This is a genomic window from Sphingomonas aerophila, assembly GCF_014199305.1.
Taxonomy (GTDB): domain Bacteria; phylum Pseudomonadota; class Alphaproteobacteria; order Sphingomonadales; family Sphingomonadaceae; genus Sphingomonas; species Sphingomonas aerophila.
Map to the genome: position 1 here is coordinate 174,884 of NZ_JACIJK010000009.1, position 15,187 is coordinate 190,070.

The following is a 15,187-nucleotide window of genomic DNA, read 5'->3' on the forward strand; positions in this document are numbered from 1 at the left end:
AGCGGTCAGCCGGCCTTGCTCTGGCCGCTCGACTGGCCGCCCTCCGACCCGCCCGATCCGCCACCTTTGCCGTCACCCTGCGGCGGCGCGATCTGCTGATTCTGGTTGGCGGGAACAGGCTTGATGCCCTGGCCCGCGCGCAGCTTGCTCAGGCCCTGCGTGATGACGCGGTCCCCTTCCTTCAGGCCGGCGGTCACTACCCAATATGGCCCCTGTACCCGCTGCGCCGTCACGGTGCGCTGCACCGCCTTGTCACCCGGACCGACGACCATGACCGTCGCGTTGCCCTTGGGATCGCGGGTGACAGCCTGTTGCGGAACAAGGAAGGCGCGGGTGTTGATCGCCTGGGCAAAGCTTGCCCGCACGAACATGCCCGGGAGCAACAGCCCCTGCGGATTGGGGAAGCGGGCGCGCAGGGTCACGGTGCCGGTCGCCTGATCCACCACGGCTTCGGAGAATTCGACGGTTCCGGTCTGGCCATAGTCGCTGCCGTCACCGAGCTTCAGCCGCACGACGGCCCGCGTCGGGACCAGGCCGTCGCTGCTGAGGGCGCGCCGCAGCGACAGGAGATCGTTGGCGGACTGCTGAATGTCCACAAACATGGGGTCGAGCCGCTGGATCTGGGCAAGCGGGTCGGTCTGGCTGGCAGACACCAGCGCACCGACGGTGAACAGCGACCGACCGATCCGCCCGGTGATCGGGGCCGGCACGGTGGTGAAGCCGAGATTGACGCGAGCGGTCTGCAACTGCGCGTTGGTCTGCGCCACCGATGCGCTTGCCTGTCGCGCCTGTGCGATGGCGTTGGTCAGTTCCTGCTTGGACACCGCCTCGATCTGGGCGAGCGGGCGATAGCGTTCGGCCTGGATCCGGGTCGCTTCGGCATTGGCCTGCGCGCTCAGCACGTTGGCGCGCGCTTCGTTGACCGCGGCGCGGTAGACGCGGGGGTCGATCTCGTAAAGCGGCTGGCCCTGGCGAACCAGCGACCCTTCTGTGAAGAAGCGCCGCCGGATGATGCCGTTCACCTGCGGGCGCACGTCCGAGCTTTCAAAGGCGGCGGTTCGGCCCGACAACTCGCTGGTGAGCGCGGCGCTGGTCGGTCGCACGACGACAAAGCCGACCTCCGGCGTTCCCTGGCCGGGCTGTCCGCTGCGGCCGGCGCCGCCCTTCTGCTGGCCCTGTTCGCCGCCGCTGCAACCGGCAAGAAGAGCGGCCGTCAGCACAATGGCAGCGCCACAACGGCGAGAATAGCTAGACAACGGCAACGGTACTCCTGCCCGAGATGAAGTTAGGCGGCGACCGCGTCCGCAGACCGCGGAAATGCACTCCGCTGCAATTGGTTGCAGTTGCTGACCTATATAATTTCCGGCCTGCATTGGGGTTGCACTTTTGCGCGGTTCGGGGCGTGTAGCTGGCATGCAGGATGACGACAAGCGAAGCGCGGCTGAAGCGGCGGTGAACGAAGTGGCCGACGGGATGCTGCTGGGGCTGGGTACCGGTTCCACCGCTGCGCATTTCATTCGGGCGCTGGCGGCGCGGCGGCTGGCCGTGACCACGGTTGCGACCTCCGATGCGAGCGCGGCACTCGCGCGTTCGCTCGGTCTGCCGGTGCGCGACTTCGCCGAGGTCGCACGAGTCGATCTTACCGTCGATGGTGTGGACGAAGTCGATGCGACCTGCCGCGCGATCAAGGGCGCGGGCGGCGCGATGGTGAGGGAAAAGATCGTTGCGTCAGCGTCGACCCGCATGATCGCCATCGCCGACGGGTCGAAGCGTGTGGAGCAACTCGGTACCGCGGCGCTGCCGGTTGAGGTGTTGCCCTTCGCCCGTGCTTTCGTGGAAGATCAGGTAAGGGCACTGGGGCTGGTTCCGGAATTGCGGCGCGCCGGTGATGGCGAGGCGTATCTGACCGATCAGCACAATCTGGTGCTCGACTGCACCGGCGTGCTCGGGCAGGCTTTGGAGCCGCTCGCGGTGGCGCTGGACGCGACACCGGGGGTCGTTGGCCATGGGCTGTTCCTTGCCGAAATCGATCTCGCCCTGATTGCCACGTCGGGCCAGGTCATCCGGCTGGAGCGGAATACAGGTTAGCGCTACCACCCCATTGTTGCCGCCCGACTTGCAAGCGCGTAAGTCGGCGCGGCAACCCAAGCGGGCGCGTGCGCGTTCGGATCGAGACAGCGGAGCACAGTCACTTTCATGGCCGACATCGATACTTCCACGCCCGCCGCGCAGACCGCGGTTCACGAGGACGGCAGCCCGGAGCGGCTGGCCATCGACACCATTCGTACGCTCAGCATGGACGCTGTGCAGGCGGCAAACTCGGGCCACCCGGGTACGCCCATGGCATTGGCGCCGGTTGGGCACACGATCTGGACCAAGTTCCTGCGCTATGACCCGACGCGTCCCGACTGGCCGAACCGCGACCGGTTCGTGCTGTCCGTGGGTCATGCGTCCATGCTGCTCTACAGCCTGATCCACCTCGCCGGGATCGAGGAAATAGACGCTGACGGCAACAAGACGGGCAAGGAGGCGGTCAGCCTCGACGACATCAAGGGCTTTCGCCAGCTGTCCTCCAAGACGCCGGGCCACCCTGAATACCGACACACCACGGGCGTCGAGACCACCACGGGGCCGCTGGGCGCTGGTTGCGGCAACTCGGTCGGCATGGCGATGGCGGAGCGCTGGCTTGCCGCGCGCTATAATCGCGAAGGCTTCCAGCTGTTCGACCACGACGTGTACGTCCTGTGCGGCGATGGCGACATGCAGGAAGGCGTGGCGGCCGAGGCGGCGAGCCTTGCCGGCCACCTGAAGCTGTCCAACCTGTGCTGGCTGTACGATTCCAACCACATCTCGATCGAGGGCGATACCGCGCTTTCCTTCGACGAGGATGTGGGCAAGCGGTTCGAAGCCTATGGCTGGAACGTGCTGCACGTGAACGATGCAAACGACGTTGGCGCGCTGACGGCGGCGCTCGACTCGTTCAAGCAGACGGACGACAAGCCGACCTTCATCGTGGTCCATTCGATCATCGGTTGGGGCAGCCCCAAGGCGGGTAGCGAGAAGGCGCATGGCGAGCCGCTGGGTGCCGACAACATCCGCGCGACCAAGAAGGCGTATGGCTGGCCCGAGGACAAGGACTTCTATGTCCCTGATGGCGTGCCCGAGGGCTTCCGCGAGGCGATGCGGAAGAACGGGTTCCAGCGCCGCGACGACTGGGACGCTATGCTGGTCCGCTATGGCAAGGAATACCCGGAGCTCGCGGCAGAGTTGGACCTGCTGCTGCGCGACAAGCTGCCCGAGGGCTGGGATGCGGACATCCCGGTCTTCCCGGCTGATGCCAAGGGCGTTGCCAGCCGCGACTCGGGTGGCAAGGTGCTCAACGCCATTGCCAACCGCGTGCCGTGGCTGATCGGCGGTTCGGCGGACCTGTCACCATCGACCAAGACCGACATCAAGGGTGCCGACTCCTTCGAGGCGAGCAACTATGGCGGCCGCAACTTCCACTTCGGCGTGCGCGAGCACGGCATGGGCGCGGTGGTGAACGGCATGACGCTGAGCCACGTGCGTGGCTATGGCTCAACCTTCCTGGTGTTCGCCGACTATATGCGCCCGCCGATCCGCCTGTCGGCGATCATGGAGCTGGCAAGCGTATGGGTGTTCACCCATGACTCGATCGGCGTGGGCGAGGATGGCCCGACCCACCAGCCGATCGAGCAACTCGCGTCGCTGCGCGCCATTCCGGGGCTCGACACGATCCGTCCGGGCGATGCGAACGAAGTCGCTTATGCTTGGCGTGCGGCGCTGGAGGATGCCTCCCGCCCGACCGCGCTGATCTTCTCGCGCCAGGCGCTGCCGACGCTCGACCGTGAGAAATATGCGGGGGCGGAAGGCGTGCTGAAGGGGGCCTATGTGCTCGCCGACAGCGACGGCGAGCCGGAGGTGATCCTGATGGCGACCGGGTCGGAGCTGGCCATGGTCGTGGACGCGCACGAGAAGCTGCGGGCCGAGGGCGTGAAGAGCCGGGTCGTTTCGATCCCAAGCTGGTATCGCTTCGAATTGCAGGACCAGGCCTATCGCGATGCGGTACTGCCGCCTGCGGCCAAGGCGCGGTTGGCCGTGGAGATGGCCGGCGAGATGGGCTGGCATCGTTATGTCGGTAGTCATGGCGACACGATCACCATGTCGACCTTTGGTGCCTCCGCCCCCATATCCAAATTGCAGGACAAGTACGGCTTCACCGTCGACAACGTCGTTGCAAAGGCCAAGGCGCTGATTGCCGAGGCCGCCTCGACCGATAAGGAATGAGCATGAGCAAGCTTTCCGAGCTATCCGCCAAGGGCACTGCCGTGTGGCTCGACTTTGTCGACCGCAAGTTCCTGGCCGCCGGCGGCCTCAAGACGCTGATCGAACAGGACGGCCTGACCGGCGTCACTTCCAACCCGTCGATCTTTGAAAAGGCGATGGGTCATGGCAACGCCTATGACGAAAGCCTGGCCGCCTATGACAGGGAGCATCCGGGCGCCGCGACGATCGACCGCTACGAGCACCAGGCGATCGAAGACATCAAGGCGGCCGCGGATACGCTTCGGCCCGTGTACGACCGCCTGGACGCCAAGGATGGCTATATCAGCCTGGAAGTGTCGCCATACATCGCCGACGACACGGATGCGACGATCTCTGAGGCCGAAAAGCTGTGGCACGCCGTTGATCGCCCGAACCTGATGATCAAGATCCCCGGCACGCTGGCCGGCGGACCTGCGATCAGCGCCACGATCGCGAAGGGCATCAACGTCAACGTGACGCTGCTGTTCGCGGTTGAAGCGTATATCCGGGTCGCCGAGGCTTATGCGACAGGTCTCGAGGAGCGCGTCCGCCAGGGTCAGCCGATCGACCGGATCGCCTCGGTCGCAAGCTTCTTTGTCAGCCGCATCGATTCGGTGATCGACAAGGAAATAGATCGCCGGATCGCCGAGAATGATCCTGAAGCCGAGGCGCTGAAGGCACTTCGCGGCAAGGTCGCGATCGCCAACGCCAAGATGGCGTATCAGTGGTTCCTCGACTTCGAGAAGTCGGACCGATGGCAGGCGCTGAAGGCCAAGGGTGCGCAGTCGCAGCGGCTGCTCTGGGCGTCCACGGGGGTCAAGGACAAGGCGTATCCCGACACGCTTTACGTCGACACTTTGATCGGCGCCGACACGGTCAATACCATGCCCCAGCCAACCATGGACGCGTTCCGCGACCACGGGACGGTCGCGGACACGCTGACCGACGACGTCGAGGGCGCGCGCAAGGTCATGGCGGAGGTCGATCGCCTGGGCCTCAATCTAACCGAGGTCACCGACACACTGGTCAGTGAGGGCGTGGCCTCATTCACCAAGGCGTTCGACGATCTGCTTGGCGCCATTGCACACAAGCAGCCGGCGACGGCGTGAACCAAAGGGGCCCGGTGGGAAACCACCGGGCCCTTTCGCGTTTGGCTTACGATTTCCCGAGACACAGGACAGCAGCATGAAAATCGGCATGATCGGCCTTGGCCGTATGGGCGGCAACATGGCGCGCCGGCTGATGCGCGACGGTCACCAGATCGTCGCCTTTGACCGGGACGCGGGTGCGGTAGCAAAGCTGGTGGCGGATGGCGCCGAGGGTGCGTCATCGCTCGACGAGGCCCGCGGCAAGCTCGACAGCCCGGCCATCTGGTGGGTGATGCTGCCCGCTGGTGAGATCACGCAAGCGACGATCGAACAGATCGCGGCGAATGCACAGCCCGGCGACATCGTGATCGACGGGGGCAACAGCTTCTACAAGGACGATATCCGCCGGGCCAAAGCGCTGCGCGAGAAGCAACTTCATTATGTGGACGTCGGCACGTCCGGCGGCGTGTGGGGGCTGGAGCGCGGCTATTGCATGATGATCGGCGGCGACAAGGAAACTGTCGATCTGCTCGACCCGATCTTTCGGACGCTGGCGCCCGGCATCGGCACGATCCCCCGTACTCCCGAGCGCGTGCAGGGCGAGGGCGAGGATGACCGGGCGGAGCTGGGCTACATTCATGCAGGGCCGGCTGGCGCGGGCCACTTCGTCAAGATGATACACAACGGCATCGAGTACGGCCTGATGCAGGCCTATGCTGAAGGCTTCGATATCCTGAAGGGAAAATCGTCGGAAAAGCTCCCCGAGGACGAACGCTTCGACCTGAACCTGACCGACATCGCAGAGGTCTGGCGGCGTGGCAGCGTGATCTCGTCCTGGCTGCTGGACCTTACCGCCCAGGCGCTGGCACGGGACAACGCGTTGTCCACCTTCTCCGGCCGGGTCGCAGACTCAGGGGAGGGGCATTGGACCATCGATGCGGCCATGGAAGAAGCGGTGCCGGCCAACGTGCTGACCGCAGCCCTGTTCGCGCGCTATCGCAGCCGTGTCGACCACACGTTCGGTGACCAGGTGTTGTCGGCAATGCGCTTTGGCTTTGGCGGTCATGTCGAGATGCCCCAGTGAGGGGTACAGCAGTGAGGGGTATAGCAGTGAGCGGGGTACTGGCGTGAGCCAGCCGATCAGGTTGTTGGTGTCGGACGTGGATGGCACGCTGGTCGACAAGGATAAGCACCTGACAGCCGTGACGACCGATGCGGTCGCGCGGTTGGTGGCTGCTGGGGTAGGCTTCACCATCATCTCCGCCCGGCCGCGGTCGGGGGTGCAGCCCCTTGCCGATACGCTGGGCATCGACGCACCGATCGCAGCCTTCAACGGCGGCCTGATCTTTCGTCGCGACGGCACTATCGAGGAGCATCATGTTCTGCCGCGCGAGGCGGTGGAGCAGGCGCTGGCGCTTGCCGCGGACGAGCCGGTCGACATCTGGGTTTTCGCCGACGACCAGTGGCATGCATCCGCCGACCAGGGCGTCCATGCGGACCACGAGCGGGTCGCCGCGAACCAGGAGCCGATGGTCACCGCTGATTTTACCGCGTTGGTGGAACGGGTCGACAAGATAACCTTTGTCTCGGATGATCCGCCGGTGCTCGCCCGGCTGCTGGAGCGGTGCAAGGCGGCGTTCGGTGGCCTCGCGACGATCGCACAGTCGCAGACCTACTACCTCGACGTCACGGCGACCGCGGCGAACAAGGGAGATGGCCTGATTGCCTTGGCGAACGCGTTCGATGTGCCGATCGATGCGGTCGCTGCCATTGGCGACCAGTTCAATGACGTGCCGATGCTGGAGAGGGCTGGCACCTCGATCGCCATGGGCAATGCACCCGACGGCGTGCGGGCGGTGGCCGATTATGGCACCCGTGCAAACGATCAGGACGGCGTCGCCTTTGCGATCGACGCGATCATCTTACCACGAAAAGGGATTACCGAATGAAGCAGTTGGTCGCCTTTGACCTCGACGGGACTTTGGCCGAGAGCAAGCAGGCCGTGCAGGAGCCGATGGCAAATGCATTGGCGGACCTGCTGGGTGTCGCCAATGTCGCCGTCATCTCAGGGGGCGACTGGCCGCAATTCGAGAAGCAGGTGGCAAGCCGCATGTTGCCGCGCGCGAACCTCGACAGATTGTGGTTGATGCCGACCACGGGCACCAAGTTGTACACTCACAAGGATGGCGTCTGGACGCCGGTCTATGCCGAGTTGTTCGACGACGAAACCAAGAAGAAGATCCTGACCGAGTTCGACGCCTCGCTGGAGGCGACCGGCTTTGTGCCCGAGCAGACCTGGGGTGAGCGGATCGAGGATCGCGGATCTCAGATCACCTTTTCTGCGCTCGGGCAGCAGGCACCGATCGAGGCGAAGGAGCATTGGGATCCCAAGTTCGAAAAGCGCAAGGTGATCCAGGCGGATCTGAAGAAGCGGCTGCCGGGGCTGTCAATCAACATGGGTGGGGCCACCTCCATCGACATCACCCGCGAGGGCGTGGACAAGGCATACGGCCTCAAGAAGCTGCGCGACGCGAGCGGCATTCCTCTGGATGCGATGATGTTCATCGGCGACGCGATCTTTCCGGGCGGCAATGACTATCCGGCGAAGGAACTTGGGCTCGACACGGTGCGCGTGCGCGACCCGCAGGAAACGATCGCGGTGATCGAAGGCATCGTCGCCTGCCTGAAGTGATCTGAAGGGGAGGCGAGAGCGGCCTCAAGCCGCACTCGCCTTCGCTGTCCCAAGCCCCATGCGCGCCAGTTCGCCGCGGCGGTCGACCAGTTGGTGCTTCAGGGCACCGGCAATGTGGAGCACCAACAGCGCGAGCAGCACCCAGGCGCCAGCCGCATGGAATGTCTCGATCCGCTCGTGAACCTCGCGCTGTTCGGGCACACCCTCGGGTGTGCGACCCAACTCATTGACCGGCCCGATCAGTGGCAGCGGGACGACGCCCCAGATCATCAGCGGCCCGCGTTTGCGCGGTGCCTGGCCGCCGCCCTTGCCCTCGCCGGCCGGGCCGCCCTGTGATGTCCGATCCTTGCCGCCGGCGGGTGCGGGCGGCGGTCCCGGCCGATGTGCCTCTGCCCAGGCGGCACCGGGCGACCCCGCGGGCGGACTGGCCGAGACCATCGCCCAGCCGGAAAAGGGGAGGATCAGCATTCCGGCATAAAGCAGGAAATGGACACCATGCGCGAGGCCCTGCTGCCACGCGGGCATGGGCAGGTAAGGTGGCGCGCGATGGGTTAGCCGCCATCCGATGCGGATCAAGGTCAGCGCCAGGATCGTGATGCCGGACGAGACGTGAAGCGCGAAGAAGCCGCGTGGCAGAAGCGGCCGCAACAGGCCCGAGGTAAGGTTATAGAGGATCAGCGCGGCGGTCGCCCAGTGAAGCGCAATCGCAACGTTGGTGTATCGAAGCCCGGGAGTTTTCGAGGCGGACCGATCAAAGGTTACGCTGGCCATGACGCTACCCACTGCCTGGCGCAGGATGCGGGCGCTCGGGCGGTTGCGTCAAGCACTTGTCGGCCGGTTGGCCGCAGCGTTCAGGCTGCATGCTTGTTCTCGCGTCGGCGGCCGACCATCATCCCGCGCTCTAGCCGAGCGCACAGCGCGACATAATACTCCGACAGGAAGGCGCGATCATCGCCATCGTCCGGCATGTCGGCCTTGGCCCGGATGATGTTGGCGACAGTGGCCAGGGTTTCGGGCCGGCCCGCGCGCAGCACCTCTTCCAGCGTCTGCAACTCGCGAATCCCATACAGGTTGAGCGCGCGCTCGCTGAACTCGCGCCGTTCGGCCGGTGCCGTCGCGATCAGGTCACCGGCCAGCTTGGCGCGGCTGGTGCGCACCACCCAGGTCCCAGCGACCAGGTCGCCGATGCGCAGCCGGTCGCGGTTGAATAAGAGGAAGAACAGGAAAATGCCGCTCCAGGTGAGGGCGAAAACGGTCAGGAAGGTGTCGGCCAGCCCCTGCGATGCCTGCATGCCGAGGAACGAGAGCGGCAGGAAGACTTCAATCTCGCGCATGGCGTTGCGGGCGATCACCGCGCCGCCCGTCAGCCGCGCGCCGTCCCGCGCAACGACGCGCAGGCCGAGCAGCCGCTTGCCGGGCGTTGCGCCGCGGCCACCCATTTCGAACAGCGTGAACCAGCCGTTGCGAAGGACAAAGGCGCCGAGGAGCCAGATGATCATCAGCAGGCCGGTTTTGTCGCCGCGAGCGAGATAAGCGAGGGCCAGCGACGCGCCGATCAGGATCGCGAGCTGAAGCATCAGGTCGATGGTGAACGCGCCGGCCCGCGCGCCGCCCGCGCCGAGCTCCAGCTGCAGGTCGACCCCCTCTGGCGTGATGAAGCGCCGGCGGGGTGAACGAGGCTCCCGTGGAGAGGACGCCTTACGCCAGGGCCAGCGCATGTCGCTTCCTTGGCAGGTAGAAATAGGCGAGCCACCCCGACAGCATCGCGAGCCCGATCAGCAGGCGCAGGCCGTCGTTCGTCACCGTCTGGCGGCCGATACCCTCCAGCAGGCCGGCAACAGCAAGCATGACCACGGTGCCGGCCATCGCGGTCGCGGCCGAGCGCCCGGCGGCGACCGCGGCGTCCACGCGGGCGATGCGGCCCGGAAAGGCGATGGCGCCGCCGATCCGAAGCCCGGCCGCTCCCGCGATGAAGATCGCAAACAGCTCTGTGGTGCCGTGGATCGCCAGCCAGCAGGTGAAGTTCGGCCCCAACCCCTTGGGCACGAACACCGCAAAGAAGGCGCCCAGCATCAGGCCATTGTAGAGGATCAGCAGGATCGTCGGGATCCCTAACGCAAAGCCAAGCGCAAAGGAAAAGATCGCAACCTGGGCGTTGTTCTGGAACAGGTATGCGGCAAAGGTCGCCAGCATGTTCTGGTCGCTGGCGTACAGGCTTTCGCGCAGGCTGTCGGCGGAGGCCGCAGGATCGCGACCGTTCGCCAAACCTTCTGGCAGAAGCGCATAGAACCAGCTCGGGTCACTGCGGACGAGCAAATAGGCGACAAATGCTCCGGCGATCGTGAACAGCACCACGACCAGCGTCTCTCGCCACAGCGCCCGCACCGCATCGGGCCAACCCCGCGCGAAAAAGCGGCCGAGCTGCGATCCAAGCGAACTCTGCACCCCATAGATCTGGAAATAGGCCCTGGTGGAGAGCTGTTCGAGATAGGTGATCAGCGCGCGGTCCAGCGAGGTCTCGCGGGCGACCGACAGGGAAGACAGGGTGGCCCGGTAGAGCAGCGGCAGGGCGATCAGGTCCTCGTCCGACAGGGCGCGTACCGATCGTCTCTCGATGCTGGTGACCAGACGTTCCAGTTGCTCCCACTCGGCCCCATGGGCTGCGCGAAAGCGACTGGCGTTTACCGGGGCGGCCCCGGCGGCGTCGACCAGGGCGCTCACAGCAGGTTCCTTCGCTTGAGGTCAGTATAGGCCTGCACCAATCGTTCGCCCACGCGGTCGTGCTCCGCCTCGACGACGTGCACGCCCAGCCGGCCCAGGCGCCGGATGACCACGCGACGTTCACGCAGCAGCGCGGCGGCGGTCACGGCGCGGCCGACGTCGTCCGCGGTTGCGGGCGCGCGGTCCGCGATGCTTTCCAGCTCCTCGTCGCGCAGGACGACGACCATCAGCAGGTGCTTTTCGACCAGCCGCTGCGCCGCGCGCACCATGAAATCGGCCTGGGTGGTGTCGACGATCTCCGTCAGCAGGACGATCATCGACCGGCGGTTCAATGCGCTGGCGAGCGAGGTCAGCGCAAAGGTATGATTGGTTTCATCCGTGCCATAGTCGATCCGGGCCGCCAGACGCTGCAGGTCGGCGAACGCGCCGATGCCGCCGGCCATGCCGCTTGCGATGCGTGGACGGGAGTCGAAGGCGTGCAGGGCAACGCGGTCGCCCAGCTTCAGCGCTACCCAGGCGGCCAGCAGCATTGCCGTGACCGCACGATCGACCCGCGGCAAGCCGGCCACCGGCTCTGCCATCTGCCGCCCGGCATCGACCGCGAAGACGATCTGGTTGTTCCGTTCGGTCCTGAACTCGCGCGCGACGAGCTTGCCGTGGCGGGCTGACCCCTTCCAGTCGATGGCGCGCCGCTCCATGCCCGGCTGAAACTCGACCAGGGTCTCGAACTCGCCGCCGTCGCCGCGCCGAGCCTGGGTCAGCAATCCTTCGAGGGCATGGCGCTGGAACAGCCGCGCGCCTTGCTCACGAACGGGGCCAATGTCGGGCAGAATCGCGATCTCTGCGGGCGTGTCAGCCTGTTGCTGCCGCCAGGTGAGCCCCATCGGCCCGCGCCAGCGTATCCACAACGCACCGATCCGCGCCGTTCCGCGCCGCAGGGCCTGAAGCGGCACGTGGGCAGCGCCGACCCCCTTCTGATCGAGCAGCAGCGCCAATCGGCCATCATCCTCGGTGCCAATCATGGGGCCCGCATCGATGGCGACCTCGGCACGCGAGGGTGCCTGTCCCTGCGCGATGCGCGCCGTGACCGTGGCCGCGATTGGCTCCCCGACACTCGCTGTGCGCGGTATCGCAAGCGACACCGTCCCGTGCCGTCCGCCGGTGAACCCGTCTGCGAGAGTCAGCAGGATCACGGCGAAGGGCCATGCGAGGCCAAGATACCACTGGCCAGGCATCGAGACCGCCACAAGGAGCGCGACCGGCGCCCCGGCAGCGGCCGCCGCGACCGACAGGCGGGTAGGGTAGATCAAGTTTGGCTGCCCGACCCGCCGGCGCTGGCCGTCACCGTGGCACCTCGATTGTATCGATGATCCCGGCCACGACATCCTCGATCGCGCGGCCGTCAATCTCCGCGGCGGGCGACAGGATCAGCCGGTGGCGGAGGAGGGCGGGGGCGAGTGCCTTCACATCGTCCGGGATCACGAAGTCGCGTTCCTCGATCGCCGCCCGAGCCCTGGCGGCGCCGGCCAGCATCGCACCGGCACGTGGCGACGCGCCGCTGTCCAGGTCCGCGACCTCGCGGGTGCCCCGGATCAGCGAGGCAATATAGTCGATGACCTCATCCGCCAGTCGCACACCCGCCACGGCATCGACAGCGGCCGCGATCGTATCAGCGTCAAGGGCCGGCTCAATGCCCCAATCGTCCGGCGTCATGACGCTTTGCCGGCTGCCATGGGCAGCGATGATCCGGCGCTCCTCCTCGGCGGAAGGATAGTCGACCAGGTGCTTGAACAAAAAGCGGTCCAACTGGGCCTCGGGCAGCGGATACACGCCCTGCTGCTCGATCGGGTTCTGCGTTGCGACAACGGTGAAGCGGGCGCCGAGCGACAGCGTGTCGCCGTCGATCGTCACCGTACGCTCCTGCATCGCCTCCAGCAGCGCGGCCTGGGTCTTGGGCGGGGTGCGGTTAATCTCGTCCGCCAGCAGCAGGTCGCAGAAGATCGGACCACGGGTCAGCGTGAAGGTCGAAGTCTGGAAATTGAACAGGTTCGCGCCGATGATGTCGCCCGGCAGCAGGTCCGGGGTGAACTGGATCCGTCCGAAGCCAAGGCCGGTTGCGCGGGCGAAGCTGTGCGCGATCAGGGTTTTGGCGGTTCCCGGTGGCCCTTCCAGCAGGATGTGGCCGCCTGCCAGCAGCGCGACCAGCAGTAGTTCCACCGTCGCGTCCTGCCCGACCACAGCCTTGCCGACCTCGCGCCGGATGGCTGCTGCAAGTGCGGGTACCTCGTTCACGGTCACGCTTGTTTGTGTCCTTTCTGCCAGTCATGGAGCGCGCGGGCGGCGGTAAGCACCTCCTCGGCCGTTTGTGCCGCAGACGCGCTGGCGGCGAGGTCTGAAAAGCGCTGCGGTCGTTCGATCCGGTCGAGGTACCTGTCCAGTTCGCGGTCGTGAAGCCGGGCGGGGACGCCAAAGGACTGCCGCGCTCGTTCCCGGGCCAGTTCGGCATAGCGCGGGCCAAGGATGCGCCACCGGCCAGCCTTGCGGATCAGCGCGGCGGTGTTGTCGATCAACGCAGCCTTACCGAATGGGATCGCTCGCGGCAGCCGGCGTGGCGCGCCGAAACGATGGGTGGCCTGCCAACCCGCCAGCAGAAGCGCGACGAGGATGGCCAGCGTCATCGCCAGAAAGGGCGGCTCGAACGCGAGCTTGAGGGGGCTGCGCGTGTGCTCGAAGCCGTTCAAGGTCACGTCGAACAGGATGCCGTTCGCCTCGTTCGAGTTCAGCCAGTCGAGCAATGCCAGGGCAGACGCCGCCTGCTCCTCGCGCCGCATCCCCATGTTGTTGAGCAGGTCCGGATCCGACAGGACATAGACGTTCCGCCCCTGAAGGCGGGCGAGCACCGTGTGTCCGTGACCATCCGTGATCAGCGGATCGAAGCCGGGCGACCGGTGCTTGTGGCCGTCCGCGTCGGTTTCGATGTAGCGATCGATGCCCCCGATGACCTGCAATGGGCGGGGCGCGCGAAACGCAATGGCGGCGGGCAATTCGGGTGCGTTGATGAGCGGGCGTCCGCCGCTGCGCTCACGTATCAGCCTCAGGCGTGTCCCCGGGGCCAGCACGCCCTCCGGATCATATCGCGGTAGCAATCCGACCCGTCGCACCCAGCCCCCCCGCTTTCGATCGGCGGCGGTCTGCCATTTGGGCAGAACGAACAGCGTTACCCGTGATCCGCGCTGCGACAGCACCGGATCAATGGGGACATCCCCATGCTCCGGCGTCGCCACCGCGAGGTTTTCCGAATTCAGGGCGTATTCGCTGCGCACCACTTGTGGTGACCGCCCGGTCGCCTCCGCCAGGCGCACGAGGCCGCTATAGCCCACGGCGGCATTGGACAGCGCATGCGCGCCGCCGTTGTTGCCCGATCGCCAATCCGGGGCGAAGGCGCCCAACACCAGCGTTGCGGCGAAGGCGAGCACGCCCACCCCGATCAGGATGGCGACCACAACCGGCCGGAAGGCACCATCGCGCGGAGCGGCGGATGCAGCATCGCTCATGGTCGCCACGCCTGGGGCAGGGCATAGTCGGTATAGGCAGCACGAGCGACCTGCCAATCAACGGCAGCCACCGCTCGCCCCCCGAACAGGCTGCGTTCGACCAGCGCAGCGATGTCGGAGAACAAGGCGCGCGCGGGGACGGGCACATCCGGCGAGGCCGCCAGCTCTCGACTGGTGAGTGCCGGGCGCACCAGACGGGGGCGCCGGCGGGCCATGTCCTCGACCGATCGGATCAGCAAGGAATGTGCCGCCTCTGCATAGCGCCTCTCCGCGGCGAGCGCGTCCGCTTCGCGCAGCCACGCCCGAACCGGGGCGGCGTCTGGCGTCCATTCCTCGTCAGCGACCGCGACCGGTTCGGCCAACGAACGGCGACGTGGCAAGCGCCAGATGCCGTGGCGCAGCCGCTCCGCCACGGCCCAGACCATGGCCCCGAGCGCCACAAAGATCACCGCCCACAGCAGCACGCGAGCGACCGGAGCATCGGGCATGTGTTCACCGATCCAGCGCAAAAGTCGGCCGACGGGACGCAGCAGCCGGGCGAGAAATCGTCCCAGCGCCGTAAGCCAGGCGGGTGGCTCGGGCGGCGGCGCTTCGGGGAGCATCGTGAACTGCACGTCACGGTCGGCCCGCAGCGCGCTGTGCGCGGCGTGCAAACGCTGGGCGGCGTCGGCCGCTGCGTGCGATGGTCCTGCCGCCAAGTGTTGTTGCCCCCTGTTCCCGAAGACTAGCCGAGCGACGCGTGCACGCAACGGCTAATCCAACGCGAACGCTTGCGTTTCGAAACGCAGGCGGGAAGGATCGTTTTGCGG

14 protein-coding genes are annotated in these 15,187 nt (G+C 66.3%); 6 read left to right on the plus strand and 8 right to left on the minus strand.

Features of this window, described 5'->3' with window-relative positions:
• Positions 1 to 5 precede the first annotated feature (5 nt).
• On the minus strand, positions 6 to 1,220 hold the full coding sequence (locus FHS94_RS14995; RefSeq protein WP_343055307.1) for an efflux RND transporter periplasmic adaptor subunit: 1,215 nt from the start codon (positions 1,218 to 1,220) through the stop codon (positions 6 to 8).
• A gap of 193 nt (positions 1,221 to 1,413) precedes the next feature.
• Between FHS94_RS14995 and rpiA the strand changes: the two genes are divergently transcribed.
• From rpiA to FHS94_RS15025, 6 genes are all read left to right on the plus strand, one after another.
• Positions 1,414 to 2,088, plus strand: a complete 675-nt coding sequence (gene rpiA / locus FHS94_RS15000; RefSeq protein ID WP_184059303.1) for a ribose-5-phosphate isomerase RpiA — start codon at positions 1,414 to 1,416, stop codon at positions 2,086 to 2,088.
• A 108-nt stretch (positions 2,089 to 2,196) separates the two neighbouring features.
• Positions 2,197 to 4,305: a transketolase gene (gene tkt / locus FHS94_RS15005; RefSeq protein WP_184059305.1), complete on the plus strand. Its 2,109-nt coding sequence runs from the start codon at positions 2,197 to 2,199 to the stop codon at positions 4,303 to 4,305.
• Between the two features lie 2 nt (positions 4,306 to 4,307).
• The gene (tal, locus tag FHS94_RS15010; protein ID WP_184059307.1) at positions 4,308 to 5,432 is read left to right on the plus strand and encodes a transaldolase; all 1,125 of its coding nucleotides are present in this window, start codon (positions 4,308 to 4,310) and stop codon (positions 5,430 to 5,432) included.
• Between the two features lie 76 nt (positions 5,433 to 5,508).
• A complete protein-coding gene (gnd, locus tag FHS94_RS15015; RefSeq protein ID WP_184059309.1) occupies positions 5,509 to 6,495 on the plus strand; it encodes a phosphogluconate dehydrogenase (NAD(+)-dependent, decarboxylating) in 987 nt (328 codons plus the stop codon).
• A gap of 43 nt (positions 6,496 to 6,538) precedes the next feature.
• Positions 6,539 to 7,360, plus strand: a complete 822-nt coding sequence (locus FHS94_RS15020) for a Cof-type HAD-IIB family hydrolase (RefSeq protein ID WP_343055308.1) — start codon at positions 6,539 to 6,541, stop codon at positions 7,358 to 7,360.
• Positions 7,357 to 8,103 carry an HAD-IIB family hydrolase gene (locus FHS94_RS15025; protein ID WP_184059313.1) on the plus strand — a complete coding sequence of 249 codons (747 nt, stop codon included), beginning with the start codon at positions 7,357 to 7,359 and terminating at the stop codon, positions 8,101 to 8,103. Before FHS94_RS15020 ends, FHS94_RS15025 begins: the two co-directional genes overlap by 4 nt.
• A gap of 24 nt (positions 8,104 to 8,127) precedes the next feature.
• On the opposite strand, the gene FHS94_RS15030 is transcribed toward FHS94_RS15025, so the two are convergent.
• The 7 genes from FHS94_RS15030 to FHS94_RS15060 form a co-directional block, all read right to left on the minus strand.
• Positions 8,128 to 8,874 carry a cytochrome b gene (locus FHS94_RS15030; protein ID WP_184059315.1) on the minus strand — a complete coding sequence of 249 codons (747 nt, stop codon included), beginning with the start codon at positions 8,872 to 8,874 and terminating at the stop codon, positions 8,128 to 8,130.
• 80 nt (positions 8,875 to 8,954) lie between these two features.
• Positions 8,955 to 9,821, minus strand: coding sequence for an RDD family protein (locus FHS94_RS15035; protein WP_184059317.1), 867 nt, complete (start codon positions 9,819 to 9,821; stop codon positions 8,955 to 8,957).
• Entirely contained in the window at positions 9,802 to 10,824 is a 1,023-nt protein-coding gene (locus FHS94_RS15040; RefSeq protein ID WP_184059319.1) for a stage II sporulation protein M, read from the minus strand. The genes FHS94_RS15035 and FHS94_RS15040 overlap by 20 nt, the downstream gene beginning before the upstream one ends.
• A complete protein-coding gene (locus FHS94_RS15045; protein WP_184059321.1) occupies positions 10,821 to 12,134 on the minus strand; it encodes a DUF58 domain-containing protein in 1,314 nt (437 codons plus the stop codon). The genes FHS94_RS15040 and FHS94_RS15045 overlap by 4 nt, the downstream gene beginning before the upstream one ends.
• Positions 12,135 to 12,165: 31 nt before the next feature.
• Positions 12,166 to 13,122 carry an AAA family ATPase gene (locus FHS94_RS15050; RefSeq protein WP_184059323.1) on the minus strand — a complete coding sequence of 319 codons (957 nt, stop codon included), beginning with the start codon at positions 13,120 to 13,122 and terminating at the stop codon, positions 12,166 to 12,168.
• Positions 13,119 to 14,378 (minus strand): hypothetical protein, encoded by a 1,260-nt coding sequence (locus FHS94_RS15055; RefSeq protein WP_184059325.1) that lies wholly within the window; start codon positions 14,376 to 14,378, stop codon positions 13,119 to 13,121. The genes FHS94_RS15050 and FHS94_RS15055 overlap by 4 nt, the downstream gene beginning before the upstream one ends.
• Entirely contained in the window at positions 14,375 to 15,076 is a 702-nt protein-coding gene (locus FHS94_RS15060; RefSeq protein WP_221234793.1) for a DUF4129 domain-containing protein, read from the minus strand. The genes FHS94_RS15055 and FHS94_RS15060 overlap by 4 nt, the downstream gene beginning before the upstream one ends.
• Between the last annotated feature and the right edge of the window lie 111 nt (positions 15,077 to 15,187).

Excerpts from the sequence above, each read along its gene's own strand:
- gnd (WP_184059309.1), top strand. The coding sequence starts at position 5,509 with ATGAAAATCGGCATGATCGGCCTTGGCCGTATGGGCGGCAACATGGCG.
- tkt (WP_184059305.1), top strand. The coding sequence starts at position 2,197 with ATGGCCGACATCGATACTTCCACGCCCGCCGCGCAGACCGCGGTTCAC.
- FHS94_RS15035 (WP_184059317.1), bottom strand. The coding sequence starts at position 9,821 with ATGCGCTGGCCCTGGCGTAAGGCGTCCTCTCCACGGGAGCCTCGTTCA.
- FHS94_RS15030 (WP_184059315.1), bottom strand. The coding sequence starts at position 8,874 with ATGGCCAGCGTAACCTTTGATCGGTCCGCCTCGAAAACTCCCGGGCTT.
- FHS94_RS15055 (WP_184059325.1), bottom strand. The coding sequence starts at position 14,378 with ATGAGCGATGCTGCATCCGCCGCTCCGCGCGATGGTGCCTTCCGGCCG.
- rpiA (WP_184059303.1), top strand. The coding sequence starts at position 1,414 with ATGCAGGATGACGACAAGCGAAGCGCGGCTGAAGCGGCGGTGAACGAA.
- tal (WP_184059307.1), top strand. The coding sequence starts at position 4,308 with ATGAGCAAGCTTTCCGAGCTATCCGCCAAGGGCACTGCCGTGTGGCTC.
- FHS94_RS15025 (WP_184059313.1), top strand. The coding sequence starts at position 7,357 with ATGAAGCAGTTGGTCGCCTTTGACCTCGACGGGACTTTGGCCGAGAGC.